Here is a 24,740-nt window from a genome sequence, read left to right as displayed (position 1 = left end):
GGCGGATATTTGCCAATTGCAATAATCAAGCCGTTTCCGCTATCGTTACGCGCCCTGCCCGCAGGGTCTTTCGGATCTCACTGGACATACCGCGCATGGTTAAAAAGCGCTTTGAAGATACTCGCGAACATCTGTTGGCCACCGGCGAACAGATCATCCTGGGCAAAGGCTTTGCCGCCGTTGGCCTCGCTGAAATCCTGGCCGCGGCGGATGTGCCCAAGGGTTCGTTCTATCACTACTTTGTCTCCAAAGAAGCGTTTGGCGTGGCTTTGCTTGAGCGGTATTTCGCCAATTACACCGAAGAACTGAAGCTGCGGCTAAATGCAGTGGACGGCACGCCGCATGATCGCGTGATCGGCTTTTTCAGCGGCTGGCATCAACGTTCGTGCGGGGCATCGGTGCCCTGTCTGGTGGTCAAACTGGCAGCCGAAGTGGCCGACTTGTCCGACACCATGCGCGCGGCTTTGCAAAGTGGCGCGGAAACCATCGTGAGCGCGATCACCCGCACGGTGGAGCAAGGCCAGCAAGATGGCACCATCAGCCGCACGCAAACCGCGCCCGTGCTGGCGTTGGCACTGTACGAATTCTGGCTGGGCGCCAGCCTGATGACCAAGCTGCGCCGCGATGCGCAAGGGCTGGATACCGCGATGATCGTTACGCGCCAGCTACTGACGCCGTAACGCACTCCCCCACACCGGGCCTTGCATATGCTGGCCCGGTTTTCTTTTATGCCCTTCTCACGCGCGCCAGGCCAGAAAAAATTAGACGACTGGTCTAGTATTTGGCCCGTGCCGCCCCATCTTGCTGAAACGGCTTGCAAAGCCGTACAGGCTCAGTTTTTAACAAGCGATGGCACTCGGCACTCCGGGCGCGGTCGCAGCAAAAGTACTTATCCAACCGTTATTCTTGCAACCTGATGGAGATGTCGCATGTCGCTGGACAAACTGCTTACGCCGTTCAAGATCGGCAATACCACGCTCAACAACCGCTTGGTGATGGCCCCGCTGACCCGCTCGCGCGCCAGCCAACCCGGTGATATCCCCACCGAGCTCAACGCCACCTATTACGCGCAACGTGCCAGCGCCGGCCTGATTATTTCGGAAGCCACGCAGATTTCGCGCCAGGGCCAGGGCTACGCCTGGACGCCCGGTATCTACACCGACGAGCAACAAGCTGGCTGGAAAAAAGTGGTCGATGCCGTGCATGCCAAAGGCGGCAAAATTGCGCTGCAAATGTGGCACGTTGGTCGTATCTCCAACAAATTACTGCAGGAAGACGGTGCCGCGCCGGTGGCCCCGAGCGCCATCCAGGCCGTCAAGTCGCAAACCTTTGTGGTGTTCCCCGATGGCAGCGCCGGCAATGACCCGTGCAGCCCGCCGCGCGCGCTGGAAACCGCAGAACTGCCGGGCATTGTGGCGTCGTATGTTGCCGCGGCCCAGCGCGCCAAGGCCGCCGGTTTCGACTTCCTCGAAGTGCACTCGGCCAACGGCTATCTGCTGCATCAATTCCTGGCCGATGGCGTTAATCAGCGCACCGATAACTACGGCGGCAGCCTGGAAAACCGCGCGCGTCTGTTGCTGGAAGTAGTGGACGGCGTAATTGGCGTATTTGGCGCAGACAAGGTCGGCGTGCGTTTGTCGCCCAATTTTCCGGCGCACGATATGGTCGACAGCCAGGCCGAAGAAATCACGCTGTATCTGGCGCGTGAATTCAGCAAGCGCGGCGTCGCGTTTATCCATATCGCCGAACCGGACTGGGTGGGCGGCACTGCCATGACCGACGAATTCCGCAATGCGTTGCGCGAAGCGTTTACCGGCGCGTTGATCACCACCGGTGGTTACGATGCGGCCAAGGGCGATGCGCGTATCAAGTCCGGCCAGGCCGATGCCATTGGTTATGGTCGTCTGTATATCGCCAACCCGGATCTGGTGGAGCGGTTTGCCAAGGGCGCCGAGCTGAATACGCCCGACCAATCCACCTTCTACGGCGGCGCGGAACACGGTTACACCGACTACCCCACACTCGCGTAATCGAGCCACAACGCAGTCCCGTTCACGGCCGGTCCAGCGCTTGCACCACGGGTGCCAGCGCATCCCCGGCCAGATCGGGTAGCAAATGCGCGCGCATGGCGATATCCCTCGCCAGCGCGCGCAATCTCCAGCGGATTTCGTTAAGAATCAGCCCCATCTCAAAGCGCAGCCACGGCGGCGTATCTTGCCAGGCCGCGTCGCTATCGATGCTGCCCAGGCCCGTGCTCGACATCGCCTGCACCAGACTTTGCAAGCGCGAGCGACTGCGCACATACAGCTTTTCCACTTGATCCCCCGCATGCAGACCGGGCACGTCCTCGCAGGCTTTGAACAGCGCAGTGGCCTCGCGCAAGCGCGCTTGCACGGTGGCGATATCGGCCAGCGTCAGGTCCAGCGACACCGGCACCGAATCGTCTTTAACCTCATTCAACGCCACCGACACGCTGGTCATCAGCGCGGGGCTGAATTCGCCGGGCACCAGCTTCAGCGCCACTTCGGCGCGTTGCAAAGGATGATCGCGCGAAGAGAGCGAGGTAATCACTTCGGCCACGGCCAGCACCTCGCCCGTCACGCTTTGCAGGCGAATGCCGCCCGGATAACCGTGGCCGTTAAAGCGTTCGTGATGCACAAAGATGGCAGTCGCGGCCGCTTCGGAAAATCCACACACGCTTTTGGCCAGTCGATAGCCAATGACCGGATGCGCAGATAACTGGCGCCAATCCGCCAGCTTTAATGCGTAGCCTGATTGTTGATATTGCGGCGACAAATACAATTCGCCGGCATCGTGCAGCAAACCGGCCCACGCCAGCGCAGTAATCGTTTCTTTATCCAGTTGCAGCCGCTGCGCCAGTCCGGTGGCGAGCAACCCCGTCAAAATCGCGTGTTGTAATGGCTTGCCATCGGTGCCGTGCATCACGGTCAACACCCCGCGCACGGTGTCGCTAAAGCCAAAGGCGGCAAAGCGTTCCACCAGATCGGAAGAGGCCAGCAGGCGCGCCAGCATCGGGGTTTCATCGCGCACCTGATCCGCCAGGCGCGACAAGGTGGAGGCATCGACTGCATCGCCGATGGTCAGCGATTGTTCCAGCGGAGCGCGCAGTTTGTGCAGTAGCAGCCGGTCGCTGGTGCGGCTGTCGATGCGTGCGCCCGCCGCCAGCAGCTTCATGCCCGAATCACTGTAGATATCATTGCGCGCACGCACTTCGCGCTGATCCGCCACCTCATTCAGGCGCTGCAGATAGTGCGTGTTAACGTCGCCGGCGGCGCTGGACAAAGGCATCAAGGTGGTTCCTGACAAGACCCAAAGGGCAGTCTAGTCGCTCAGCATGACGTTTTCCTCATATTTATCCGACGATGTCGCGTATTGGACGCCGTCAAGGCAATCGTCATGGTCGATCGCAGCCCCCGTTTGGCTTAGAATCCACTTTTACGTAGAAGGATGGCTTCATGTATCAGGTAATCGCGTCCGACCTTGACGGCACTCTGCTCGATGCCGATCACACCGTCGATCAGTTCACCGCCACCACCCTGCGCGAGCTGGAAGCGCGCGGCGTGCCTATCGTGCTGGCCACTGGCCGCCATTACTGTGACGTGAAGGGCATCCGCGACGTGCTGGGCGTGCGCGCCTGGTTGGTTACTTCCAACGGCGCGCGCGTGCATGACCCCGATAACCGCTTGATGCATAAAGAGGATATCGACCCGGCCATGGCGCGCCAGCTGATGCAGCCCGAGTTTGCCGAAGGCACCCACCTTAACGCGTATCAAGACGAAAAATGGCTGGCCGACCGCCATCTGGACTGGCTGGCCGATCTGCATCAGGATTCCGGCTTTACCTTCGATGTGGTCGATCTGAAAAACCATAGCGGCGAAGGCATCGCCAAGGTGCTGTACATCGGCGAGCACGAACATCTGCTGCAGCTGGAAGCGCGTTTGCTCGAACAATTTGGCGATACGCTGTACATCACCTTCTCGATGCCCGATTGCCTGGAAGTGATGGCGCCGACGGTATCCAAAGGCCACGCGCTGCAAGTGGTGCTGGACGAGCTGCAATTGCCCGCGGCCGACTGCGTGGCGTTTGGCGATGGCCTTAATGACATCTTCTTGCTGAAGACCGCAGGCCATCCGTTCATGATGGGCAACGCCGCCCCGCGCTTGATGGAAACGCTGCCGGACGTACCGCGCATCGGTCGCAATTCAGAAGCCGCAGTCGCGCACAAGCTGCGTGAGCTGTTTGAACTGCCGCCGCTGGCTGAGACCGTGGCCGATCAATAAGCAGTTTCTGGCCGCCAACGCAAAAAAGGGCAACCGTAAGGCTGCCCTTTTTGCTATCCGGCGTTTAGCCGATCGCGCTTAGCGCACGTCGTCCAGCGCCGCGCCATAGTTGATATGAAACGGCAGTCCATCGATCACCAGCGCAGGCACCGATTTGACGCCGGCTTTAGCGGCTTCATCGATGCGCTCTTTGTGGGTGCCCAGATGGACGATTTCGACATTAAAGCGCGCTGGATCAAGCGCGCTGGCGAGCTGCTGTTCTGCTTCGACACAAACGGGGCAACCCGCGTGATAGAACACGGCTTTGCTAGACATGGTACTTACTCCTTCAACATGAGAGCGGCGATGACCGCTCGGGGGTCCGATCACGGGCGCGGGTAGCGCCAGCGTCGGGAATCAGGTTGTGCGCGCCAGGCGGGCCGTCATCAGGCCAGGCAACGGCGCAGGTCCAGCGCCAGTTTCTGCGCTGCGGCCGCATCCAGATCGGCAACGCTGATGCGTAGACCTTGTATCGACTGGCGCACTGAAAACGCTTCGCCACTGCGCACCAGCCAGCCTGAGCGCGCTAGCGCATGGGCCACCGGCGCGCTGTCCTGCGCCAACGGCAACCACAGGTTGAGACCATCGGCCTGCTGGCTCACGGCGATCTTTTGGGCGCGCAAAGCAGCCAGCAATGTGGCGCGCCGCTGCGCATAGTCCGCGCCCGCCGCTGCGATCCGCGCACGGATGGCCGGGTCAACCAGACACGTGTGCGCGATGCCTTGCAGCAAATGGCTAACCCACTGCGTGCCGGGGGCAAGCCGCGCTTGCAGCCGCTGCGCCGTTTGCTCATCACACGCCAGCACGGCCAGTCTGAGATCCGGGCCCAGCGCTTTCGACACTGAACGCACCAGCGCCCAGCGCGCCGAGGTGGCGGACAACACGGAGTAATACGGCGCGTGCGCCAGCAACGCAAAATGGTCATCGATAATGATCAGCACATGGGGGTAGCGCGCCAGCACGCGGCGCAAAGCCAGCGCGCGCTTCGGGCTTAGATTGCAGCCGGTGGGGTTATGCGCACGTGGCGTGATGATGACAGCGCGGGCGCCCGCCGCCAGCGCCTGTTCCAGCGCATCGGCGCGCATACCCTCCGCATCGACCGGCACGCCCACGGCCTGCAAACCGGCCACGTGCAAGGTGTTGATGCTGGTGATAAAGCACGGCTCTTCGACCACCACTTTGTCATCAGCCACCAGATGCGCTTCCAGCAAACGCTCAATCGCGTCCACGGCGCCATGCGTGACTTCAATGTGCTGCGCGCTGGGGCAGTCAGGCTGCAGCCACGCCCGTGCCGTCGCGGCCAGACCCGCATGCACGGTGGCTGCGCCGTACAGCGGCGGCGGACCATCTTGCCGTGCCAACACTTCGGCCAGATTGGGCAACCAGCGCCGCGCCGGGTTGCCGCTGGCCAGATCCAGCAAAGGCGTATCCGCCAGCGCGCCCTCTTGTTCGCGTATCTTGTTCTGGGGGCGAATCACCGTGCCCAGCCGGCCATTCGATTCGGTAATACCCGCGCTGGTTAACCGACGATACGCCGCAGCCACCGTATTGCGATTCAGCCCGAGCGCCGTCGCAAGCTCGCGCAAAGGGGGCAGGCTCTGACCGGGCGCAAGCTGCCCGGCCTGCGCTTGCAAGCGGACACAATCAAAAATTTCGGCGGCGGTGCGACCTGTCAGTTCCATTTTTGACCTATGACAATATAAACTTTGGACCGGGACGATATTACATCTAACTCATCCGCGCCCGCAATTTGATTGTGCGCGGCAAACAATTGCTTTCAATCAAAGGAAGACATCATGGACTCGCCGCTCCCCACGCCGCATGCCGCACAACTCGATCTGCGTTATCCGCATCCGCATAGCGTGGAAGATTTCCAGCGCAACCTGTTGGCGGTGCGCGCCCGCATTGATGCTGCCTGCCAGCGCGTCGGGCGCGATCCCGCCGGCGTGCGCTTGTTGCCGGTCAGCAAAACCATGAGCGAAGCGGCGCTGCGCATGGCGTATGCAGCGGGATGTCGTGAGCTGGGTGAGAACAAAGTGCAAGAGGCCACGCGCAAACAGGCTGCGATGGCCGATCTGGCCGATTTGCGCTGGTCCATCATCGGCCATCTGCAAACCAACAAGGCGCGCTGGGTGGCGCAGCACGCGGCCGAATTTCAGGCACTGGATAGCTTGCGTGTGGCGCAGGTGCTGGATCGACATTTACAAGCGGCGGGCCGCCAGCTCGATGTGTTTGTGCAGGTCAATACCTCGGGCGAGGCCAGCAAATACGGCGTTACGCCAGACGATGCCGCCGCGTTTATCCAGCAACTGGACAGTTGCCCCGCGCTGCGCGTGCGCGGCTTGATGACACTGGCGGTGTTGTCGCCCGATCACGTGCAAGTGCGCGCTTGCTTTGTCTTGCTGCGCCGCTTGCGCGACCAGTTGCGCCGCCACGTGCCCGCCTCGGTGTCGCTGGATGAGCTTTCGATGGGCATGTCGGGCGATTATGAAATTGCGGTGGAAGAAGGCGCGACCGTAGTCCGCGTCGGCCAGGCCATTTTTGGCGCGCGGGCGTTGCCTGACAGCCATTTCTGGCCCGGCAACCCGGCATGAACCGCATCGCCGTGCCGCTCGGCCGCCGTCCAAAGATGTTGGCCAAAAAAAACGCTGCATCACTGCAGCGTTTTTTTGAGCGCGCTTATGGCGGCTTATTCTTCCAGCGGTTCCACCAACGAATGGAATTCGCGTTTGCCGTGGTCCAGCTGATGCAGCTCGCCTTTCTCGATATCGAAATACCAGCCAATCAGTTTCAGTTCGCCGGATTGCACTTTTTGTTCGATAAACGGGAAGGTCAGCAGGTTATCGATCGACACCGCAATACTGCCCATCTCGGCCGCCTGCAACTGGTCCGCCAGCGGCTTGGCGGTCATTTCGGCCAGCACTTTCTCGCGCGCGGTTTCGGCAATGCGCATCCAGCGGCCGACAAAGTTGGCGTCAGTCTTGGGTGCATAGCCTTTCATCAAGGCGCCGATGCCGCCACAGGAGGAATGGCCTAATACAATAATCTGTTCGACATTGAGGTCGCACACGGCAAATTCGATGGCCGAAGACACACCGTGGAAGGTGCCGTCTTTTTCATACGGCGGCACCAGGTTGGCCACGTTGCGCACTACAAACAGATCGCCCGGGTCGCAATCGGTCACGATGGCGGGATCAACCCGCGAATCGGAACAACCAATCACCAGCGTCTTGGGGCTTTGGCCGCGCTTGAGTTGGTCAAACAGATTGCTGTCGCTCTCCCGGCCGAAATACTTGTGCTGGAAACGACGAAAACCGCCGATGAATTTATCCATTTCGTCCAAGGTGCAATCTCCTGTTCTTGCTGTGATATCTGGTCCAGTGACGTAACGCGTCAGCGCGAATACGGCGGCAGATTGTACCGGAGTAGTCGCAAAACACTCGCTACAGATTGCGCAAAAAATCGCAACATACCGTCGCGTATGCTGCAAAGGCAAGCGCAATGCGGGGTGGGCCTTGGCAATAAGGCAGTAGATTACCGCGCTGTTTGGCCTTATAAACGGGGCTTGGCCGCGTTTGTTTAATTTTTCTGAAGGAGTTAAGCAGAACTTTTCGCTAGATGCTTTGCCCGACAGCCGACTATAGTGCTCGCTGATTGACACAACCCATTACAAGGAATACTGCGATGGCGCGATTGCGTTACGACGGTATGCAAAAAACGCTGCATTGGCTGATCGCTTTGCTGATCGTCGCTGCATTTATCCTGGCGCTCTACCTCGACGACCTGCCGTTGTCGCCCCTCAAATTCAAGCTGTACAGCTATCACAAATGGCTGGGCATCAGCGTGCTGATCCTCGCCTGTATCCGGCTGGGCTACCGCAAGGCCAAAGGCACGCCAGACCCGCTGGCCAGCCAGCCACGCTGGCAACGGGCCCTGGCCGCCGCGGTGCACCACTCGCTTTATCTGTTGATGATTGTGCTGCCGCTGGTGGGTTGGGCGATGAGCTCGGCCAAGGGCATTCCGGTGGTGTTATATGGCGTGCTGCCGCTGCCCAACTGGGTGCCGGTTAACCACGATCTGGGCGAAACGCTGGAAACCGCCCACGTGGTGCTGGCCTGGGTGCTGGCCGCCGTGGTGGGCCTGCATGTGGCGGGCGCGCTTAAACATCATGTGATTGATCGCGATGAAACCCTGCGCCGCATGCTGCCGGGCAAACACTGATTATCTGAAATCCGCAATCTCTGCTATCCAGGCCGACGCGCCGCAATGCGTGTCGTCGCCTCACTCTGGAGTTGACTATGAAGACACGTAATGTTGCCGCTCTGCTGGCCACCGCTGGCCTGATGTTCGCCGCAGTACCCGCGCTGGCCGCACAAACGCTGGTGCCGGCGCAAAGCAAGATCGGCTTTGCCTTCAAGCAAATGAACGTGCCGGTGGAAGGCAGCTTCAAGCGTTTTGACGCCAAGGTGGATTTCGACCCGGCCAAGCCCGAAAAAACCCAGGCCAACATCACCGTCGACCTGACCAGCATTGACGTCGGCAGCGCCGACGGCAACAAGACCACACAAGGCAAAGACTGGTTCAACACCAGCGCCACGCCTAAAGCCACGTTTGTGGCCAGCTCGGTCAAGGCGGTGGGCGGCGGCAAGTTCGAAGCCAAAGGCAAGCTCACCATCAAAGGCATTACGCGTGACGTGACCGCCACGCTGACCTCCAAAGCCGATGGTGCCAATACCGACGTGGAAGGCAGTTTTCCTATCCAGCGTCTGCAATTCAAGATCGGTGACGGCGATTGGGCCGATACCGGCACCGTGGCTGATGAAGTCACCGTCAAGTTCAAACTGGTACTGGCTGGCAAACCCGGCTGATACCGCGTAGTTCGCGTCGCCCCATAAGCGCTATATATCTTTTCCAGGAGAAACATCAATGAAACTGAAATTTGCTGCCGCCCTGCTGGCTGGCCTCGCCTCCGCCGCTTTTGCTGCCCCGACCACGCTGGTGGTGGATGGCTCTCACTCGCAACCGTACTTTGAAGTCAGCCACTTTGGTTACTCCATCCAGCGCGGCACGTTTGCCAAGGTGGACGGCACCATCGTGATCGACGCCGACAAGAAAACCGGCAGCGCCGACATCACCATCGACGCCAACAGCCTGGACACCCACTGGGCCGCACGCGACAAGCATCTGAAGTCGCCGGATTTCTTCAACGTCGAAAAATTCCCGACCATGACCTTCAAGGCCACGTCGTTCAAGTTTGACGGCGACAAGCTGACGTCGGTGGACGGCAACTTCACCCTGCTGGGCGTGACCAAGCCGCTGACCCTGTCGGTGAGCCAGTTCCGTTGCGGCGACCACCCGATGCTGAAGAAGTTTGTGTGCGGCGCCGAAGCGTCGGGCACCATCAAGCGTAGCGACTTTGGCATGACCACCTTCGTCCCGGCGATTTCGGACGAAGTGCATCTGGTTATCCCGGTTGAAGCCGCCAAGCAATAATTGCTGCGCGCTTTGCCAAATAAAAAACCCATCTCCGGATGGGTTTTTTTTCGCCCAGACTGCGGGGCGCGCCGGATTTGTTTCTAACCCACTCGCGTTAGCGACTGGGCAGCAACACACGCCCGGCCAGCCAGTCATCAATACGGCGTTCGCTTTCCACTTTGTTACTCCACCACTTCAGCGCCTTGCCGCCACCGGCATTGCGCCAGGCCGCATAAAAACGTGGTGAATTGCGTGGCTCTTGCGGTTGTTTTTCCACCAGCCAACCTGCCTCGATATGCGGCCGCGCCAGGCAACGCGGAATATAGCCACAACCGAGGCCAGCCAGTTGCGCCGCCAGCTTGGCGTTGACGTCGGGTACGGTCAGCGTTTCCTGGCCATACAGAATATGCACAGTGCGCGGCAACGAAGCACGCGAGCTATCAGCAATCGCCACCACGCGATGCTGCTGAATCAGCGAGGTGGGTAGGGGGTCCGGCACATTGGCCAGCGGATGGTTGGGTGCCACCACAAACACAAAGTCCACATCGCCCAGCGGCACGGTACTAAACCCGCCACCGTGCGGGCCTTCGATCGGCACGCCTATGGCCAGATCGGCGCGATGGTCGATCAAAGAATCCCACATGCCGCCCAGCGCCTCGTGCAGAAAACGCAAGCGTGTGCCCGATTGCAGCTGATCAAATTCATGGATCCACGGGTGCAGCAGGCTTAGCGGAATCATGGTGTCGACCGCGATGCGCAGTTCGGGCTCCCAGCCGGTGGCGACACGTTTGACGCGATATTCCAGATCACCGGCCGCGCGCAGCAAATGGCGGCCTTCTTCCAGCAAGGTCTCGCCCGCCGGGGTCAGTTTTGCGCGATGGCCGGATCGATCAAATAAATTGACCCCCATCTCGTCTTCGATCTTCTTGATCACGTATGTCACCGCCGACGGTACGCGGTGTACCTCTTCGGCCGCTGCGGCAAAGCTGCCCTTACGGGCGATTGCATCAAGAATTTCCAGCGCTTCCAGGCTTAATCGCAGCATTTTGCTCTCGGTTTTCTACCACTGTTTTTTTGAATGACTTGACGCAGATTTTCTAATATCAACGTGCAAAACGCCAGCCTATAATCGCTTCATCGTTGAAATCCACTGAAGGAGAAGCAGCATGATCACCATTCGCCCTGCCACAGAACGCGGTCACGCCAACCATGGTTGGCTGGATAGCTGGCATAGCTTTTCATTCGCAAATTACCACGACCCGAAGCACGTGCATTTTGGACCGCTGCGCGTGATCAATGAAGATCGCGTGTCGGCTGGCCAAGGCTTTGGCAAGCATTCGCATCAGCACATGGACATCATCAGCTATGTGCTGGAAGGCGAACTGGAACACAAAGACAGCATGGGCAACGGCTCGATTATCAAGCCAGGCAGCGTGCAGCGCATGAGCGCAGGCCACGGCGTCACCCATTCGGAATACAACCCGTCAAAGACCAACCCGGTGCATTTTTTGCAGATCTGGATTATCCCGGACGCCGCGGTCGATGCCTCGTATGAGGAAAAGACGTTTACCGACGCCGACAAGCGCGGCAAGTTGCGCCTGGTAGCCAGCCCCGACGCCGCGGAAGGTTCGGTCAAGTTGCATCAGGATGTGCGTTTGTATGCCGGTTTGTTTGACGGCGCGGAAGCCGCGGAACTGCCGCTGCAGATGGGCCGGATTGCTTATGTCCACGTGGCGCGCGGCAAAGTCACGGTCAACGGCACAGCAATGCAGGCGGGCGATGCAGCGATGCTGACTGGCGAACCCAAAGTAACCGTCAGCGCGGGCGACAACGCCGAAGTGCTGGTGTTTGACCTGACCGGCAAACCGCTGCAGTAACGACGCTGGAACTCGCCGAGACTGGCATAGGGTGGGTCTAGACCCACCACTCAAAGTGGCATAGCAAGGCGCATCGCTTTGCTACGCCACTTTTTTCAGTTGTTAAGTACCGCTCCAAAACCGCATAGCGAGCTACAGCGCTGGGGCCTACGGCTTTAAGGGGTGGGTCCAGACCCACCCTATGCGCTTCAGAGCTTTTTGACGCCCCATTTGAGCCCTTCGTCTTCGGGGTGGGTTTTGATTTCGAAGCCCAGTCGGCGCATAAACCCAAGCATATTGCTGTTGCTGGCCAGCACTTCGCCTTCCACCGCGGACAAGCCCATATCGCGCGCGGCGGCAAACAGCCGCTCCATCAGCCGCACGCCCAGGCCTTTGCCTTGCCACTGATCATCAATCACGATGGCAAATTCACAGCTGTCTGAATCGATATTCACCACAAAGCGCGCCACTGCCACGATGATCTCGCCTGCGCCGCTAACGACAGTGGAAACCAGCGCCATTTCGCGTGCGTAATCAATCTGGGTAAAGCGCACCAGCTGCATCTGCGACAGCGATTTCAGCGTGCTCATATAGCGGTTGTAACGCGTCTCTTCCGACAGCCGCTCCACAAACTGCGTAATCATTTCGGCGTCTTCAGGGCGTATCGGCCGGATGGTCATCGGCATGCCGTTCTTCAACCGCGTTTCCTGCACCAGGTGCGCCGGATACGGGTGAATGGCCATATGGCTATAGCGCCCCGCTTTCTCGGGCTGCGGCGCCAGAATAATGCGCGCGTCCAGCGCGATCACGCCATTCTCATCAGCAATCAGCGGGTTGATATCCAGTTGCTCGATTTGCGGCAGCTCGCACACCATTTCGGACACGCGCAACAGCACCGATTTGACCGCCTCGATATCCACCGCCGGTTGATTGCGGAATTCGCCCAGCATGTTTTTAACGCGGGTGCGGCGGATCAGGTTTTCGGCCAGATATTCATTTAACGGCGGCAAACCGACGGCCAGATCGTTGAACACTTCGACCGCAATGCCGCCCGCGCCAAAGCTGATGACCGGGCCAAACGCCGAGTCATGCGCCACGCCCACCATCAACTCGCGCCCGTATTTGCGCGTCACCATCGGTTGCACGGTCAGGCCACGCAGCTTGTCACCCAGCCGCTCGCGCGCGCGCGACAACATGCGGTTGGCCTCCGTTGCCACCGCCATCAAGGTACTTAGCCCCAGCACTACGCCATCGACATCGGTCTTGTGCGTCACGCCCTCGGCGTCGATTTTCAGTACCACCGGCAAACCCATGCCCATGGCGGCATTGACGGCCTCATCAGGCGTGGTGGCGCGCACGGTGGTCGTTACCGGAATCCGGAACGCGCGCAGGATGGCTTTGGATTCCAGCTCATCCAGCGCCTTGCGGCCATGCGACAGCGCGTTATCGATAATCATGCGGGCCGATTCCAGATCGGGCGCTTCCCATTCCCCCAGCGGCCCCGGGGTTTGCAGCAACAATTGCTGCGCGTACTGCCAACTGGCCAGCGAATAGAACACCTCGACGGCATGCTCCGGCGTGGTGAAATGCGCCATCTTGTGCCGCGCCAGCAGCTTGCGGCTGCTCTCCACTTTTTTGCCGCCGATCCACGCCAGCAAAATCGGTTTGTCGGTGGACTTGCGCAGCGCAATCATTGCCTCGGCGGTCGCCAGATGATCTGTGCCTGCTTGCGGGGTAAACACCACCAGCACGCCATCAACATTGGCATCGGCCAGCACCGCCGCCGTGGTATCGGCAAAGCGGCCCGCGTTGGCGTTGCCGAGAATATCAATCGGATTGTCATGGCTGGATTGCGGCGGCAGCAGCGCGTCCAGCCGCGCGATGGTGCTGTCGGTCAGCCGTGGCAACTGGATATGCAGATCGCGCGCGCGGTCCACCGCCATCATGCCCGCGCCGATGCCGTTGGTAATCACGGCCAGGCGGCGACCGCGCGTGCGGTAATTGCCCGTCAGCACGCGCGCGGCGATAAACAGCTGGTTAATCGAGCGCAAGCGCAAAACCCCGGCGCGGCGCAAGGCCACGTCAAATACATTGTCACGACCAATCAAACGCTCGGAATGCGTGCGCGCCAAAGCCACCGGATCATCGTAGCGCCCCACTTTGAGCACCATCACCGGCTTGGAACGTGCGGCCGCGCGCAAGGCGGACATAAAAATGCGCGCGTCCTGAATGTCTTCGATATACAGCAGAATGCTCTGGGTTTTGGGATCGCTCACCAGATAATCCAGCGATTCGCCTACGTCCACATCGACCGCCGAGCCCAGCGAAATCACCGAAGAAAAACCGATATCCTGGGTTTCGGCCCAATCCAGAATGGCTGAGGTGACGGACGACGACTGCGAAATCAGCGCCATGCTGCCGGGTTTAACCGGGCCGACATAATTGCCGCTATTAAGCTTGCTGACCGGCCGCTGAAAACCAAACACCGTCGGCCCCAGCAAGCGCATGTTGTACTGCTTGCACAGCGCATGCAGCCGCTCCAGCAACTGGCCTGCGCGTTGTTCGGTGCCGACAAAATCACACGACATCACGGCGATGGCCTTTACGCCCTGCTTGCCACATTCGGTGACCACGTCGATCAGCGTGCGCGACGGCGTGGTGATAATGGCGACGTCCAGCGCGGCGCTGATCTGCGTGATATGGCGCACGGCCGGGCGACCCATCACGCTGGGGTGGCGCAGGTTGACGGCAAACAACTGCCCGGCATAACCGCCTTCCAGCAGATTGCCAAACACTGTCTTGCCAACCGAGCCTTCAGTCTCAGACGCACCGATCACGGCAATCGAGGCAGGATCGAACAGCGGGGCCAGATAATGTTGTTTCATGAGAGCCTTGCTGCATGCGGCATGCGGCCACGTGCGCGTTTGTCTTGGAATGCCGACGGTTTGCGGCGTCACAGAAAAGCACATTTCGTGCCCTGACGTGGCGACGCACCTTTATACACCTGGTGGTCAGCGTGGACACCGGCGTGAGCATCGTTATAATCACGCCATTCTTCACTGAACAGTCAGGACTAACCCCATGGATATCAGCAAGATTGCCGTTGGCAAAGACGTGCCGAACGATTTTAACGTCATCATCGAAATCCCGGCCAACGCAGCCCCGATCAAATACGAGCACGACAAAGAATCCGGCGCCGTGTTCGTTGACCGTTTTATGGGCACCTGCATGTTCTATCCGCTCAACTACGGCTACATTCCGCACACGCTGGCGGAAGATGGTGATCCGGTGGATGCGCTGGTGTACACCCCTTTCCCGCTGCTGCCGGCGTCGGTAGTGCGTTGCCGCGCCATCGGCATGCTGCAGATGGAAGATGAATCGGGCATCGACGCCAAGCTGGTGGCCGTACCGGTCGACAAGCTGTGCCAGATGACCAAGGGCATCCAGAAACTGGAAGACCTGCCTGCGCTGCTGCTGGCCCAGATCAAACACTTCTTCGAACACTACAAAGATCTGGAAGCAGGCAAATGGGTCAAGGTGCAAGGCTGGGCGGATAAAGAAGCCGCTCACGCTGAAATCCTGGCCGGTATCAAGCGCGCCGAAGGCTAAGCTTTACCCCGGATTTGAACGCCCGCACGGCTTGGTGTTGCATTGCAGCACTGACCGCCCGGTCAAGCAAGGCCCTTCCCTCTGGAAGGGCCTTTTGTTCGAGTATCGGTTTATCAGAATACAGTCATATAGGCGTAACACGCGTCCGCTAGCCTCCCACGCAAAGCACAGTCCCGGGGGGGCGCGGTGGTGGACATGTCAGTCAATATCGGTGACGTCGTATTCGTCAAAACAAGCAAGGGCCAGCAAGAGATCAATGACCGCACGTTTGGTCTGTCCTCGCGCCTGCGCCGCGCGCTGATCCTGGTGGATGGCCAGAAAGCGGCCATGGCCCTGCGCGACATGCTGCTCGGTCTGGATGCCGACGCCCTGCTGATCGAACTGCAGGCGCAAGGCTTTATCGAGCAACGCGCCAGCGCCACCCAGCCTGCCGCGACCGTTGCGGCGCCGCTCAGCGCCAGCCAACCCGCCCTCGCCCGCAGCCCTGCCGCAGTACAACCCGCCACCGCGGTACCGGCGCCCGCCCCGGCCCCTGTCACCACGCCCACCCCGATCGAAATCGAAGAAGTTGAAATCCGCGACGTCGCCGAAGCCGTGGCCGAACCCGTTATCGACCCGCAAATGATTCTGCAGGCGCAAGTGCTGATGGTGGAAAGCGCCAACCAGTTTCTGGGCTTGATGGCGCGCCAGTTAATCCTCGAAATCGAAGGCATCAAAGACGCCGCCAGCCTGAAGCGCGTGATTGGCCGCTGGAACATGAGCCTGCGCCAGTCGCGCAAACCGCCCGAGCAGATTGATCGCTATGTGCTGGCGGTGCGCACGCTGGTCGGCATTTAACGCCCTTTGCGCTGGTGGTCGCGTTTGCGGTCGCGTTTGCGGTCGCGGTAGCGCTCAAAGCGTTCGCGCGTGGCCTCGGCATTGCGCGTCCCGAAGGCGTAATGGCTTTCCAGCCACATCACATTGATAATGCCAAACGCCAGCGCCAGCCCTAATCCCAGAATCCAGGTGAAATACCACATCGTTGTGCTCCTTGAAGGTTAATAGCCCGCGCCGGGCTGGCTAACGCGGATCGGCCCGCGCATGACGCGATACACCCATGTGGTGTACAGCATGATCAGCGGCATAAAGATAATCACCACAATCAGCATGATGCCCAGCGTGCGCTGGCTGGAAACCGCGTCCCATAAGGTCAGGCTGGAGGCTGGGTCCATGGACGACGGCAGCACAAACGGGAACAACGACCATCCGGCGGTTACGATAATCGCCGTCACCGCCGACCCGCTGGCCAGCAAGGTGGCCCAGCCCCAACGCCGCCATGCGCTCAGCGCGGTCAACAAGGCTGCGGCGATGCCCAGCAAGGGCAATAGCCACGTGCGTGGATACAGCGCGTAGTTGTGCAACCAGCCACCCGCCAGCATGCCCACGGTTTTGTCACCCGGTCGCAGTGCGGTGTTCACGTCGCCGATCTGCAGCAGTTGCAAGCCGTTGCGCTGCGCCAGCCACATGCCGCCCACAGCAAACAGCGCGGCGGTGGTCACGCCGGTGATGATGGCCGCGCGGCGTGCGCGCAACTGGATGGCGCCTTCGGTACGCAGATGCAGAAACGCCGCACCATGCATCAACAACATCGCCAACGAGACCACGCCGCAGAACAGTGCAAACGGATTAAGCAAATCCAGAAATACGCCGCCGTAGCTAACGCGCACCGTGTTATCCAGCGCAAACGCCACGCCGGTAAACAGATTGCCAAACGCCACGCCGATGATCAGCGCCGGAACTGCGCCACCGATGCACAGGCCGATATCCCACGCTTTACGCCAACGCAGGTCTTTCAGCTTGTCGCGATAATCAAAGCCGACCGGGCGCAAGAACAAGGCAAACAGCATCAGCATCAGCGCGCCATACAGCGTGGAAAACGCCGCCGCATACACCAGTGGCCACGCTGCAAACAGCGCGCCGCCGGCGGTAATCAGCCAGGTCTGGTTGCCCTCCCACGTGCCCACAATGCTTTCCACTACCGCGCCGCGTTCTTCGTCGCTGCGACCCATCAGCGGCAGCAACGCGCCCACGCCCAGGTCAAAGCCTCCGGTCAACGCAAAGCCGATCAGCAATACGCCCACCAGGCCCCACCAGATTAATTTGAGTGTTTCGTAATCGAGCATGCTTGCGACTCCCTTAGTGGCTGGCGGCGGTCTGCGCGGGCAGCGCGGACGTGTCGTTGGTGGTTTCGCCAAAATAGCGACCGGTGTGCAGCGCAGCCGGGCCAATGCGGATGTACTTGAGCATCAAGAACATCTCGATCACAAACAGCGCGCTATAGATGGCCAGCAGCCCGAACATGCTGAAGTGCAGCTGGCTGGCATCCAACGCCGAGGCCGACAGGCGCGTGGGCAGGATGCCCGATATGGTCCACGGCTGGCGGCCATATTCGGCCACAAACCAACCGGTTTCGATGGCCACCCACGGCAGCGGAATCGACCACACAATCAGCCGCAGCAACCAGCGTTGCGGGGCCAGATTGCGCCGCGCCAGAAAGTAGAACGACGCGCTAAAGATAAACAGAAACAAAAAGCCCAGACCCACCATTAGCCGGAACGACAGGAACAGCGGCAGCACCTGCGGAATGGTGTCGCCTGCCGCCGCCTTGATTTGCGTTTCGCTGGCATCCAGCACATTGGGTGTGTATTTCTTCAGCAGCAGTGCAAAGCCGAGGTCTTTTTTGGCGGCTTCAAACTGCGCTTTCACCGCAGGCGACGTATCCCCCGCTTGTAACTTGAGCAATGCGGCATAGGCAGTCATGCCATGACGGATGCGCGCTTCATGTTCCAGGCGCAAATCCTTGATGCCGGTCACTTGCTGGTCCACCGAGCGCGTTGAAATCAAGCCCAGCACATACGGGATCTTGATCGCGTAATCAGTGCGCTGTTCTTTCTGGTTGGGGATGCCGATGGCGGTAAACGGCGCGGGCGCGGGCGCGGTATCCCATTCGGCTTCGATGGCGGCCAGTTTTACCTTTTGCACTTCACCCGCCGTATAGCCCGACTCATCGCCGAGCACGATCACCGAGCAAACCGAGGCCAGGCCAAAGCCTGCCGCCACCGCAAAGGAGCGGATGGCAAAGCCGGTATCGCGTGCCTTGAGCAAATACCAAGACGACACGCCCAGCACGAACATCGACGCCGCCACATAACCGGCGGCCACCGTATGCACAAACTTGGCCTGCGCCACCGGGTTAAAGAACACCTGGCCGATGCTGGTCAGCTCCATGCGCATCGTCACGTAATTGAAGTCCGCGCCCACCGGGTTCTGCATCCAGCCGTTGGCAATCAGTATCCACAAGGCCGAAAGATTGGAGCCCAGCGCCACCAGAAACGTCACCAACAAATGCTGCTTGCGCGACAGCCTGTCCCAGCCAAAGAAAAACAGCCCGACAAAGGTGCTTTCCAGAAAAAACGCCATCATCCCTTCGATGGCCAGCGGCACGCCAAAGATGTCGCCCACGTAATGCGAGTAATAAGCCCAGTTGGTGCCGAACTGGAATTCCAGCGTAATGCCGGTGGTAATGCCCATCGCAAAATTGATGCCGAACAACTTGCCCCAGAAACGGGTCATGTCTTTGTAAACCTGCTGCCCGGTCATTACATACACCGATTCGCAAATCACCAGAATCCAGCTCAAACCCAGCGTGAGCGGCACAAACAGAAAGTGAAACATGGCCGTCAGCCCGAACTGCAGGCGTGACAGTTCCACCACATCAGCGGCGGGAATCATGGTTTTCTCCAGAAGAAAGATCAGACGCGGCGAAAGGCGCGGACGCGAAATTTGCTGCGGGCGCACCGAGGATTTGTTGTTGCACCAGCGCGGGCGACATCCGCATATGCGGCGCCAACGGGTGGCTAAACCAGGCGCTCCAGGCCCAGTAAAGCAGCGCGGCTTTGATGGCGACGACGGTGGTCAGCTCCAGCGCAAAGCGGAATTGGCTAACTTGCGGACGAGCGAGGGCCTTGAGCGTGCGCATGGCGCATCTCCAGTTCAGTCAGAGGAAAGGGATTGCATCCCGGCAGCGGTGGCGCTGTGTCTCATAGGGTGGGTCAAGACCCACCCATCAAAGCCATTAAAAAGTACGTAGAGCGTGCTTCTGATCAATGGCTTTGAGTGGTGGGTCTTGACCCACCCTATGCGGCGTCTCCGCGTTTAGCGGGGTGGGGGTTATTCAGGCGGCATCGGGCTTGTCCGGCTTGTCGCCACCGCGCAGGCGATCGGCAAAGCCCAGCACTTTTTGTACTTTCGAACCCAATCGCATCAGGTTTTCCAGCGTTTCGGGGCTCAGGCGATGGATATCGTTAAACCAGCCGGTGGCCAGTTCAATCAGCTCGTGCATCTCTTGCATGCGCTCTTGCGCGTATTTGTCGTCGGCGTTGGCGGGCGACGCCAGCATCGCGTCGCGCAGCATGCTGAGCGTGGGGTCGATTTCGCGCTTCTTTTTTTCTTCGGCCAGCGTGCGGAAGATTTCCCACACGTCTTTGGGCGCTTCAAAATACTCACGCCGATCGCCCGGCTGGTGCGTCATCTTGCACAGGCGCCACGATTGCAGTTCTTTCAAACCCATGCTGACGTTGGAGCGCGAAAACGCCAGCGTCTCGCCAATTTCATCGGCATTAAGCGGATTGGGCGAAATAAACAGCAGCGCATAGATCTGCCCTACCGTACGATTAACGCCCCAGCGGCTGCCCATTTCACCGAAATGCAGCACAAAACGCTCGGCCAACGGAGTAAGTTGCATTTTGAATTTCCCGAACTTTCAGTAATTACTGAAAATTGTAAAACCGAGTTTGACTTGGCGCAATATATTGCATGGTTATTTTTGGTATGCGCTGTGCGCGACTGGGATTGCGCTACCGGTTTAACATACTGTTTTGCGGCGCACCCGCCGTTGCAAAGTAAGTGAGAATCACTATGAACAACCCACCACGCTATCGGACAGTTCTCAAAGATGTCGCCCAGGATCATGGCCCCGGCTGCGATCACGACCATGCTGAGGGGCATGATCACGCGGACCACGCCCACGATGATCATAACCATGCGGGCGCAGCGCATAGCCATGCCGGCCATAGCCATGGCGGCCACGATCACCATCACCACGGCGGCCTGCATAACCACGCACATGGTGTCACCGACGCGCGCCGTATTGCCTGGGCGTTCTGGATCATCGTCGCGTTTATGGTGATTGAAGTGATTGGCGGTTTATGGTCCGGTTCGCTGGCTTTGCTGGCCGACGCCGCGCACATGGTGTCCGATTCGGCCGCGCTGGGTTTTAGCTGGCTGGCCTTGCGCATTGGCCAGCGTCCGGCCAATAGCAAACTCACGTTCGGCTACAAACGGCTGGAAATTCTGGCCGCGTTCGTCAACGGCATTGCGCTGTTTGTGATTGCGGGCTGGATTACCGTCGAAGCCGTCATCCGCTTTGCCAAACCGGTGCAGATTCTGTCGGGCACGATGCTGTGGGTGGCTGTAGCGGGCCTCGCCGCCAATATCGCCGCCTTCTACGTGCTGAATGGCGGCAGTCGCGAAAACCTGAATATGCGCAGCGCCTGGCTGCATGTGATGGGCGATATGCTGGGCTCGGTGGCGGCCATCATCGCTGCACTGGTCATCCGCTACACCGGCTTTATGCCGATTGATCCGCTGCTGTCGATTCTGGTGGCCTTGCTGGTGCTGAAAAGCGCGTGGGGCATCGTGCGAGAAAGCGCGCACATCCTGCTGGAAGGCACGCCATCGCATATCAAGCTCAACGATATCAAGGTGGATCTCGAAGCCAATATCCACGGCATCAGCGATGTCCACCATGTGCACGCGTGGTCGATGACGGCCGAGCATTTTATGGTAACGCTGCATGCCGCCGTGCCGCCCGGCACCGATGCCGCCGCCGTGGTCAGCGCCATCCAGACGCGGCTGCGCGATGCGTTTCAGGTGGACCACGTCACCGTGCAGATTGAAATGGACGATTGCATCGAGCGCTATCACCGCCACGAAGGCGGCGTTACCGGCGTGGATGCGGCTGGATGTACACCCGCGCCAGCGCAGCACGTGCATTGATCAAGCTGGGCCATACCCCGCAACACCATAACGGCTGTATCAAAAACCTACCCCCATCCCGACAGGAGATTTTTCATGATTGTTCTGGTTACAGGCGCGAGCGGCGGCATCGGCGCATCCGTGGTGCACCGCTTTGTCAGCGAAGGCCATCAAGTGATCGCTGCGGCACGTAGCGGCGACGCGCTGCAGGCGCTGGCGCAGCAATACCCGGGCAAGGTGCTGCCGGTAACGCTGAACGTGGGCGACAACGCCGCCGTTAACGTCGCGCTGGCCGCGCTGCCGCCCGAGTGGCAGGCCATCGACGTGCTGGTGAACAACGCGGGCCTGGCTTTGGGGCTGGAACCGGCGCAGCGCGCTGATCTGGACGAATGGGAGCAGATGGTCGATATCAACATCAAAGGCCTGCTGTATGTCACGCGCGCCGTGCTACCGGGCCTGGTGGAGCGCAATCGCGGCCTGGTGGTAAACCTGGGTTCGGTAGCGGGCCGCTGGCCGTATCCGGGCGGCAATGTATATGGCGCGACCAAGGCGTTTGTGCGCCAGTTTTCGTTGAACCTGCGCGCCGATCTGGCCGGCACGCGGGTGCGCGTAACCGACGTCGAGCCCGGCATGGTGGGCGGCACCGCGTTCTCCAACGTGCGCTTTAACGGCGACGACGCCCGCGCCGCCAAAGTCTACGAAGGCACCGAACCGCTGATGCCCGATGACATCGCCGACGCGATTTACTGGATTGCGTCGCGGCCTGACCGCGTTAACGTCAATACCATCGAAATCATGCCGGTACGCCAGTCGTTCTCGGCTTTGGCCGTGGACCGCGACCGCAAATAATCGAGGCGCGGATAGGGTGGGTCTAGACCCACCATCAAAGCCATCACCCATCGCTACGATATCGGCGAGTGGCGTTGAAAGTGGGTCTTGATCCAACCATCAAAGCCATTACCCGTTGCTGCAATATGGGCGTGTGGCTTTGCAAGGTGGGTCTTGACCCACCCTATGCGGGGCGCGCTGGTTAGCGAACGTACTGCATGCTGTATGGCCCCGTGCGGGGCCGGGTCTTTGGCCCCGAAATGTGCGTTGCCCCCGCAAAGGCCCGGGGGTAACGCACCCTACGTGTGATCGCAAATCATCGAGGCGCGGATAGGGTGGGTCTAGACCCACCATCAAAGCCGTGACCCCTGCTGCGATATTTGCGTGTGGCTTTGCAAGGTGGGTCTTGACCCACCCTATGGGGCGCGCTGGTTAGCGTATGCACTGCATGCTGTATGGCCCCGGGCGGGGCGGGGGCCTTTGGCCCCGAAATGTGCGTTGCCCCCGCAAAAGCCCTGGGGTAACGCACCCTACGCGTGATCGCAAATAATCCAGGCACGCATAGGGTGGGTCTAGACCCACCATCAAAGCCATTACCCGTTGCTGCAATATTGGCGTGTGGCTTTGCAAGGTGGGTCTTGACCCACCCTATGGGGCGCGCTGGTCAGCGAACGTACTGCATGCTGTATGACCCCGTGCGGGGCCGGGGCCTTTGGCCCCGAAATGTGCGTTGCCCCCGCAAAAGCCCGGGGGTAACGCACCCTACGCGTGATTTGCGGGCCCTTATGGGCAGATGCGGAATTGCCATCGAATGTTTAGCGGTGCGTTAGCGCAAATCCAGCGCGCTGCCGCCCTTCTCGTGCGTAAAGGTCTGGATCAGCGTGACCTGGCCCTTGGTTAGCAAAGCCGGCGGCACCGGGCCGTAGGGCGAGCCCAGCTTCACAAAGTTGACCACCGCGCGGTCAAAGGTCGGGTCGCCCGAACCGTCGACCACCGTCGCATCCAGCAGCGCGCCAAACTGATCAAAGATCAGCCGCAAGCGCACGCTGCCATAGAGCGCCTTGTCGTTGGCGTCGCGCGGCGACAGCATTTCGCCCATATGTCTGGCCTTCTGGCGGATGCCATCGGCCCAATGATCGTAGACAAAACGCCATTGCGGATCGTCCAGCTTGTTTTGCGCGGGCGGTAGCGGCGGCGGCAGATTGATGGTCGGGCGCAGATCGGATAGATGCAGCGCCAGCGCGGGGGGTGCTTCTTTATCTGCTGGCCCAGTGCTCTTGCCACTGCCCTTGTCGGCACTGCCGCCGCTATTGCCAGCATTGCTATTGCCGCCTTTACCCGCCCCTTTGCCCTTACCGTTTGCCGCGCTCTTGCCACCTGTATTGGCGCCCGACGTGACGCCGCCATTGCTGGATGCGCCCGCCGTGGCGGCCGGGAACGGCTGCGCCATCTGGATATCGCTGCTCGCAGGCGCCGGGGTCGGGGCCGGATTGGCTTTGATCGCGGCGGGTGGTGCGCTCGGTACGGGCGTGCTGGTGCGGGCTGGTACTGGCGCTGGCGCTGGCGCTGGCGCTGGCGTGGCGGCAGGCACCGGAGCGGGCGCGGGCGCGGCCGGGCGTGGCGTTACCACTGGCGTCGGCGCGGCGGTAGGCGCAGGCGTGGGGACGGCCGTTGGCGCGGCGGTAGGCGCGGCCGTGGGGACGGCAGTTACCACCGGCGTGGGTTTCGGGGTGGCGACGGGCGTTGGCGCTACAGTCGGCACGGGCGTAGCTACCGGCGTCGGCCGCGGTGTGGCGATCGGCGTCGGCACCGGGGTCGGCGCGGGCGTGGGCTTGGGCGTCGCGACCGGTGTCGGTGTCGGTGTCGGTGTCGGCGTTGGTGTCGGCGTCGGCGTCGGCGTCGGCGTTGGCGTTGGCGTTGGCGTTGGCGTCGGCGTTGGCGTTGGCGTTGGCGTTGGCGTTGGCGTTGGCGTTGGCGTTGGCGTTGGCGTTGGCGTTGGCGTCGGTGTAGGCGTGGGTGTCGGTGTCGGCACGGGCGTTGGCGTCACGGCGCTAGCCACCTCACTGGCCGCTTCCGCATCGGGTTCCGAAGCCACTGCCGCTGGTTTCAACACACTGCGCGGCGTCTCATGGATTTCGGCCTGCTGTTCCACATGCTCGCTCAGCACTGGCGCGGGCGTCGGGTCGGCCACGGGCGGCGCTTCCAGCGCTTTCGCCGGATGCGAGTGGGCGCGACGCGCCTTGTGCGGTTTTGGCGCAGGGGTCGGCGCGGGGGTCGGTTGTGGCGGCGGCGTGATCGCCTGCAATTGCGCATCCAGCGTCGGCGCCGTCGGTGCGGGCGTCACTTCGGGCGGCGGGGCCACGTTGTTCAGCACGATGGTCAACGGCGCGCTGTCGGCATCGGCCGCATCGCGTTTAAACGTGACCGGGATCAGCAACAGGGCCAGATGCAAAAGCACCGCCCAGATCAATGCCGCCCATAACCGTTGCTGTTTATTCAATCAGGTTGATCGCTCTTGTAATTGCTGGCCGCCGCGACTGAGGGCCAGTCTGGCGTG

Annotated in this window: 24 protein-coding genes; 12 read left to right on the top strand and 12 right to left on the bottom strand. The window is 60.5% G+C overall.

From position 1 onward, the window contains the following. The first annotated feature begins 95 nt into the window (after positions 1-95). On the top strand, positions 96-680 hold the full coding sequence (locus WG78_RS03940) for a TetR/AcrR family transcriptional regulator (RefSeq protein ID WP_053936480.1): 585 nt from the start codon (positions 96-98) through the stop codon (positions 678-680). Between the two features lie 249 nt (positions 681-929). Further along, positions 930-2,030 (top strand): alkene reductase, encoded by a 1,101-nt coding sequence (locus WG78_RS03935; protein WP_053936479.1) that lies wholly within the window; start codon positions 930-932, stop codon positions 2,028-2,030. Between the two features lie 22 nt (positions 2,031-2,052). Here the strand turns inward: WG78_RS03935 and WG78_RS03930 are convergent, their stop codons facing one another. Next, positions 2,053-3,309 (bottom strand): HD-GYP domain-containing protein, encoded by a 1,257-nt coding sequence (locus WG78_RS03930; RefSeq protein WP_053936478.1) that lies wholly within the window; start codon positions 3,307-3,309, stop codon positions 2,053-2,055. A gap of 167 nt (positions 3,310-3,476) precedes the next feature. Between WG78_RS03930 and WG78_RS03925 the strand changes: the two genes are divergently transcribed. Beyond that, positions 3,477-4,301, top strand: a complete 825-nt coding sequence (locus WG78_RS03925) for a Cof-type HAD-IIB family hydrolase (RefSeq protein ID WP_053936477.1) — start codon at positions 3,477-3,479, stop codon at positions 4,299-4,301. Positions 4,302-4,379: 78 nt separating this feature from the next. Here WG78_RS03925 and WG78_RS03920 read toward each other — a convergent pair whose 3' ends face one another. Then, a complete protein-coding gene (locus WG78_RS03920) occupies positions 4,380-4,616 on the bottom strand; it encodes a thioredoxin family protein (RefSeq protein ID WP_053936476.1) in 237 nt (78 codons plus the stop codon). Between the two features lie 110 nt (positions 4,617-4,726). After that, entirely contained in the window at positions 4,727-6,022 is a 1,296-nt protein-coding gene (ptsJ, locus tag WG78_RS03915) for a MocR-like B6 salvage transcription factor PtsJ (RefSeq protein WP_053936475.1), read from the bottom strand. Positions 6,023-6,136: 114 nt separating this feature from the next. Here ptsJ and WG78_RS03910 point away from each other — a divergent pair, with 114 nt between their 5' ends. Further along, positions 6,137-6,934, top strand: coding sequence for a YggS family pyridoxal phosphate-dependent enzyme (locus WG78_RS03910; protein ID WP_053936474.1), 798 nt, complete (start codon positions 6,137-6,139; stop codon positions 6,932-6,934). Positions 6,935-7,029: 95 nt separating this feature from the next. On the opposite strand, the gene WG78_RS03905 is transcribed toward WG78_RS03910, so the two are convergent. Further along, positions 7,030-7,674: a carbonic anhydrase gene (locus tag WG78_RS03905; RefSeq protein WP_236691978.1), complete on the bottom strand. Its 645-nt coding sequence runs from the start codon at positions 7,672-7,674 to the stop codon at positions 7,030-7,032. A 350-nt stretch (positions 7,675-8,024) separates the two neighbouring features. Here WG78_RS03905 and WG78_RS03900 point away from each other — a divergent pair, with 350 nt between their 5' ends. The 3 genes from WG78_RS03900 to WG78_RS03890 all read left to right on the top strand — a co-directional run bounded on the left by WG78_RS03900 (position 8,025) and on the right by WG78_RS03890 (position 9,833). Continuing rightward, entirely contained in the window at positions 8,025-8,561 is a 537-nt protein-coding gene (locus tag WG78_RS03900; RefSeq protein WP_053936472.1) for a cytochrome b, read from the top strand. Between the two features lie 77 nt (positions 8,562-8,638). Further along, complete coding sequence (locus WG78_RS03895; protein WP_053936471.1) at positions 8,639-9,208, top strand: YceI family protein; 570 nt, start codon at positions 8,639-8,641, stop codon at positions 9,206-9,208. Positions 9,209-9,266: 58 nt separating this feature from the next. Further along, a complete protein-coding gene (locus tag WG78_RS03890) occupies positions 9,267-9,833 on the top strand; it encodes a YceI family protein (RefSeq protein WP_053936470.1) in 567 nt (188 codons plus the stop codon). Positions 9,834-9,930: 97 nt separating this feature from the next. On the opposite strand, the gene WG78_RS03885 is transcribed toward WG78_RS03890, so the two are convergent. Continuing rightward, positions 9,931-10,860: a LysR family transcriptional regulator gene (locus WG78_RS03885; RefSeq protein WP_053936469.1), complete on the bottom strand. Its 930-nt coding sequence runs from the start codon at positions 10,858-10,860 to the stop codon at positions 9,931-9,933. Positions 10,861-10,981: 121 nt separating this feature from the next. On the opposite strand from WG78_RS03885, the gene WG78_RS03880 reads away from it, so the two are divergent. Further along, positions 10,982-11,692 carry a pirin family protein gene (locus WG78_RS03880; RefSeq protein ID WP_053936468.1) on the top strand — a complete coding sequence of 237 codons (711 nt, stop codon included), beginning with the start codon at positions 10,982-10,984 and terminating at the stop codon, positions 11,690-11,692. Between the two features lie 188 nt (positions 11,693-11,880). Here the strand turns inward: WG78_RS03880 and WG78_RS03875 are convergent, their stop codons facing one another. Next, entirely contained in the window at positions 11,881-14,556 is a 2,676-nt protein-coding gene (locus WG78_RS03875; protein ID WP_053936467.1) for a bifunctional acetate--CoA ligase family protein/GNAT family N-acetyltransferase, read from the bottom strand. A gap of 196 nt (positions 14,557-14,752) precedes the next feature. On the opposite strand from WG78_RS03875, the gene ppa reads away from it, so the two are divergent. Beyond that, positions 14,753-15,280, top strand: a complete 528-nt coding sequence (gene ppa / locus WG78_RS03870) for an inorganic diphosphatase (RefSeq protein ID WP_053936466.1) — start codon at positions 14,753-14,755, stop codon at positions 15,278-15,280. Positions 15,281-15,475: 195 nt separating this feature from the next. Further along, positions 15,476-16,117 (top strand): hypothetical protein, encoded by a 642-nt coding sequence (locus WG78_RS03865; protein WP_053936465.1) that lies wholly within the window; start codon positions 15,476-15,478, stop codon positions 16,115-16,117. On the opposite strand, the gene cydX is transcribed toward WG78_RS03865, so the two are convergent. The 5 genes from cydX to WG78_RS03840 form a co-directional block, all read right to left on the bottom strand. After that, positions 16,114-16,299 (bottom strand): cytochrome bd-I oxidase subunit CydX, encoded by a 186-nt coding sequence (gene cydX, locus WG78_RS23355; RefSeq protein WP_053936464.1) that lies wholly within the window; start codon positions 16,297-16,299, stop codon positions 16,114-16,116. The two genes, WG78_RS03865 and cydX, sit on opposite strands and share 4 nt — an antisense overlap. An 18-nt stretch (positions 16,300-16,317) precedes the next feature. Beyond that, the gene (gene cydB / locus WG78_RS03855) at positions 16,318-17,442 is read right to left on the bottom strand and encodes a cytochrome d ubiquinol oxidase subunit II (RefSeq protein ID WP_053936463.1); all 1,125 of its coding nucleotides are present in this window, start codon (positions 17,440-17,442) and stop codon (positions 16,318-16,320) included. Between the two features lie 13 nt (positions 17,443-17,455). Next, positions 17,456-19,051 (bottom strand): cytochrome ubiquinol oxidase subunit I, encoded by a 1,596-nt coding sequence (locus WG78_RS03850; protein WP_053936462.1) that lies wholly within the window; start codon positions 19,049-19,051, stop codon positions 17,456-17,458. Beyond that, positions 19,035-19,298, bottom strand: a complete 264-nt coding sequence (gene cydP / locus WG78_RS03845; protein WP_053936461.1) for a cytochrome oxidase putative small subunit CydP — start codon at positions 19,296-19,298, stop codon at positions 19,035-19,037. The genes WG78_RS03850 and cydP overlap by 17 nt, the downstream gene beginning before the upstream one ends. Positions 19,299-19,493: 195 nt before the next feature. Next, on the bottom strand, positions 19,494-20,063 hold the full coding sequence (locus tag WG78_RS03840) for a GbsR/MarR family transcriptional regulator (RefSeq protein ID WP_053936460.1): 570 nt from the start codon (positions 20,061-20,063) through the stop codon (positions 19,494-19,496). A 173-nt stretch (positions 20,064-20,236) separates the two neighbouring features. On the opposite strand from WG78_RS03840, the gene WG78_RS03835 reads away from it, so the two are divergent. Together WG78_RS03835 and WG78_RS03830 are read left to right on the top strand one after the other, a co-directional pair. After that, the gene (locus tag WG78_RS03835; protein WP_083458755.1) at positions 20,237-21,376 is read left to right on the top strand and encodes a cation diffusion facilitator family transporter; all 1,140 of its coding nucleotides are present in this window, start codon (positions 20,237-20,239) and stop codon (positions 21,374-21,376) included. A 75-nt stretch (positions 21,377-21,451) separates the two neighbouring features. Next, on the top strand, positions 21,452-22,204 hold the full coding sequence (locus tag WG78_RS03830) for an SDR family NAD(P)-dependent oxidoreductase (protein WP_053936459.1): 753 nt from the start codon (positions 21,452-21,454) through the stop codon (positions 22,202-22,204). 805 nt (positions 22,205-23,009) lie between these two features. On the opposite strand, the gene WG78_RS21980 is transcribed toward WG78_RS03830, so the two are convergent. Further along, a complete protein-coding gene (locus WG78_RS21980; RefSeq protein WP_083458754.1) occupies positions 23,010-24,683 on the bottom strand; it encodes an energy transducer TonB in 1,674 nt (557 codons plus the stop codon). Positions 24,684-24,740: the final 57 nt, after the last annotated feature.

Source organism: Amantichitinum ursilacus (assembly GCF_001294205.1).
GTDB lineage: Bacteria > Pseudomonadota > Gammaproteobacteria > Burkholderiales > Chitinibacteraceae > Amantichitinum > Amantichitinum ursilacus.
The sequence above is the reverse complement of the archived record's forward strand: the minus strand, read 5'-3'. Positions and strand labels throughout refer to the sequence as shown.